Annotated in this window: 2 rRNA genes; both read left to right on the forward strand. The window is 57.1% G+C overall.

Annotated features, from left to right (window positions below):
• A 16S ribosomal RNA gene (locus NX794_RS35700) occupies positions 1 to 379 on the forward strand; the annotation flags it as partial.
• 275 nt (positions 380 to 654) lie between these two features.
• Positions 655 to 3,776: ribosomal RNA gene (locus tag NX794_RS35705) — 23S ribosomal RNA — on the forward strand.
• Positions 3,777 to 3,798 lie beyond the last annotated feature (22 nt).

Consider the following 3,798-nt stretch of genomic DNA (forward strand, 5'->3'; position numbering starts at 1 on the left):
CAACTCGGAGGAAGGTGGGGACGACGTCAAGTCATCATGCCCCTTATGTCTTGGGCTGCACACGTGCTACAATGGCCGGTACAATGAGCTGCGATACCGTGAGGTGGAGCGAATCTCAAAAAGCCGGTCTCAGTTCGGATTGGGGTCTGCAACTCGACCCCATGAAGTCGGAGTCGCTAGTAATCGCAGATCAGCATTGCTGCGGTGAATACGTTCCCGGGCCTTGTACACACCGCCCGTCACGTCACGAAAGTCGGTAACACCCGAAGCCGGTGGCCCAACCCCTTGTGGGAGGGAGCTGTCGAAGGTGGGACTGGCGATTGGGACGAAGTCGTAACAAGGTAGCCGTACCGGAAGGTGCGGCTGGATCACCTCCTTTCTAAGGAGCACATAGCCGACTGCGAGCAAATGTCTCGCACGGTTGCTCATGGGTGGAACGTTGACTACTCGGCACGGACGGTTCGTTGGGAATCACTAGTACTGCTTCGGCGTGGAATGTGATGATCATCGGCTGGTCGTGTCGGGCACGCTGTTGGGTGTCTGAGGGAATGATCTTCCTTCAGTTGCCGGCCCCAGTGCACTCGAACCTTCTGGTTCGGGGTGATGGGTGGCTGGTCGTTGTTTGAGAACTGCACAGTGGACGCGAGCATCTGTGGCCAAGTTTTTAAGGGCGCACGGTGGATGCCTTGGCACCAGGAACCGATGAAGGACGTGGGAGGCCGCGATAGTCCCCGGGGAGTCGTCAACCAGGCTTTGATCCGGGGGTTTCCGAATGGGGAAACCCGGCAGTCGTCATGGGCTGTCACCTACTGCTGAACACATAGGCAGTGTGGAGGGAACGAGGGGAAGTGAAACATCTCAGTACCCTCAGGAAGAGAAAACAACCGTGATTCCGGGAGTAGTGGCGAGCGAAACCGGATGAGGCCAAACCGTATACGTGTGAGACCCGGCAGGGGTTGCGTGTACGGGGTTGTGGGATCTCTCTTCTACGGTCTGCCGGCCGTAGGGCGAGTCAGAAACCGTTGATGTAGGCGAAGGGCATGCGAAAGGCCCGGCGTAGAGGGTAAGACCCCCGTAGTCGAAACATCAGCGGCTTGCTTGAGAGACACCCAAGTAGCACGGGGCCCGAGAAATCCCGTGTGAATCTGGCGGGACCACCCGCTAAGCCTAAATATTCCCTGGTGACCGATAGCGGATAGTACCGTGAGGGAATGGTGAAAAGTACCCCGGGAGGGGAGTGAAATAGTACCTGAAACCGTGTGCCTACAAGCCGTGGGAGCGTCGGATGGGAGCTTGCTTCCATCTCGTGACTGCGTGCCTTTTGAAGAATGAGCCTGCGAGTTTGCGGTGTGTTGCGAGGTTAACCCGGGTGGGGAAGCCGTAGCGAAAGCGAGTCCGAATAGGGCGATTCAGTAGCACGCTCAAGACCCGAAGCGGAGTGATCTAGCCATGGGCAGGTTGAAGCGGAGGTAAGACTTCGTGGAGGACCGAACCCACCAGGGTTGAAAACCTGGGGGATGACCTGTGGTTAGGGGTGAAAGGCCAATCAAACTCCGTGATAGCTGGTTCTCCCCGAAATGCATTTAGGTGCAGCGTCGTGTGTTTCTTGCCGGAGGTAGAGCACTGGATAGGCGATGGGCCCTACCGGGTTACTGACCTTAGCCAAACTCCGAATGCCGGTAAGTGAGAGCGCGGCAGTGAGACTGTGGGGGATAAGCTCCATGGTCGAGAGGGAAACAGCCCAGAGCATCGACTAAGGCCCCTAAGCGTACGCTAAGTGGGAAAGGATGTGGAGTCGCACAGACAACCAGGAGGTTGGCTTAGAAGCAGCCACCCTTGAAAGAGTGCGTAATAGCTCACTGGTCTAGTGATTCCGCGCCGACAATGTAGCGGGGCTCAAGCGTACCGCCGAAGTCGTGTCATTCACACAAGTAGCCCCAACGGGTGTGTGGATGGGTAGGGGAGCGTCGTCTGCCGGGTGAAGCAGCACCGGAAGGTAGTTGTGGACGGTTGACGAGTGAGAATGCAGGCATGAGTAGCGATACAAACGTGAGAAACGTTTGCGCCGATTGACTAAGGGTTCCTGGGTCAAGCTGATCTGCCCAGGGTAAGTCGGGACCTAAGGCGAGGCCGACAGGCGTAGTCGATGGATAACCGGTTGATATTCCGGTACCCGCTGTGAAGCGTCAAACATCGAGCATCGTGATGCTAAGGCCGTGAAGCCGTTCCGGACCCTTCGGGGAATGGAAAGTGGTGGAGCCGCCGGACCAAGCGGTTAGTAGGTGAGTGATGGGGTGACGCAGGAAGGTAGTCCATCCCGGGCGGTGGTTGTCCCGGGGTAAGGGTGTAGGCCGTGAGGTAGGTAAATCCGCCTCACATCAAGGCTGAGACCTGATGCCGAGCCGATTGTGGTGAAGTGGATGATCCTATGCTGTCGAGAAAAGCCTCTAGCGAGTTTCATGGCGGCCCGTACCCTAAACCGACTCAGGTGGTCAGGTAGAGAATACCGAGGCGTTCGGGTGAACTATGGTTAAGGAACTCGGCAAAATGCCCCCGTAACTTCGGGAGAAGGGGGGCCACACTCGGTGATCCGTTTTACATGGTGAGCTGGGGGTGGCCGCAGAGACCAGCGAGAAGCGACTGTTTACTAAAAACACAGGTCCGTGCGAAGCCGTAAGGCGATGTATACGGACTGACGCCTGCCCGGTGCTGGAACGTTAAGGGGACCGGTTAGCTCCATTTCGGTGGGGCGAAGCTGAGAACTTAAGCGCCAGTAAACGGCGGTGGTAACTATAACCATCCTAAGGTAGCGAAATTCCTTGTCGGGTAAGTTCCGACCTGCACGAATGGCGTAACGACTTCTCGACTGTCTCAACCATAGGCCCGGTGAAATTGCACTACGAGTAAAGATGCTCGTTTCGCGCAGCAGGACGGAAAGACCCCGGGACCTTTACTACAGTTTGATATTGGTGTTCGGTTCGGCTTGTGTAGGATAGCTGGGAGACTGTGAAGCCCGCACGCCAGTGTGGGTGGAGTCGTCGTTGAAATACCAGTCTGGTCGTGCTGGATGTCTAACCTGGGTCCGTGATCCGGATCAGGGACAGTGTCTGATGGGTAGTTTAACTGGGGCGGTTGCCTCCTAAAGGGTAACGGAGGCGCCCAAAGGTTCCCTCAGCCTGGTTGGCAATCAGGTGTTGAGTGTAAGTGCACAAGGGAGCTTGACTGTGAGACCGACGGGTCGAGCAGGGACGAAAGTCGGGACTAGTGATCCGGCGGTGGCTTGTGGAAGCGCCGTCGCTCAACGGATAAAAGGTACCCCGGGGATAACAGGCTGATCTTCCCCAAGAGTCCATATCGACGGGATGGTTTGGCACCTCGATGTCGGCTCGTCGCATCCTGGGGCTGGAGTCGGTCCCAAGGGTTGGGCTGTTCGCCCATTAAAGCGGTACGCGAGCTGGGTTTAGAACGTCGTGAGACAGTTCGGTCCCTATCCGCTGTGCGCGTAGGAGTCTTGAGAAGGGCTGTCCCTAGTACGAGAGGACCGGGACGGACGAACCTCTGGTGTGCCAGTTGTCCTGCCAAGGGCATGGCTGGTTGGCTACGTTCGGGAGGGATAACCGCTGAAAGCATCTAAGCGGGAAGCCTGCTTCGAGATGAGGACTCCCACCCACTTGATGGGGTAAGGCTCCCAGTAGACGACTGGGTTGATAGGCCGGATCTGGAAGCCAGGTAACTGGTGGAGGTGACCGGTACTAATAGGCCGAGGGCTTGTCCTCAGTTGCTCGCGTCCACTGTGTT

Origin of the sequence: Streptomyces pyxinicus, assembly GCF_024753135.1 — a bacterium.
Taxonomy (GTDB): Bacteria; Actinomycetota; Actinomycetes; order Streptomycetales; family Streptomycetaceae; genus Streptomyces; species Streptomyces pyxinicus.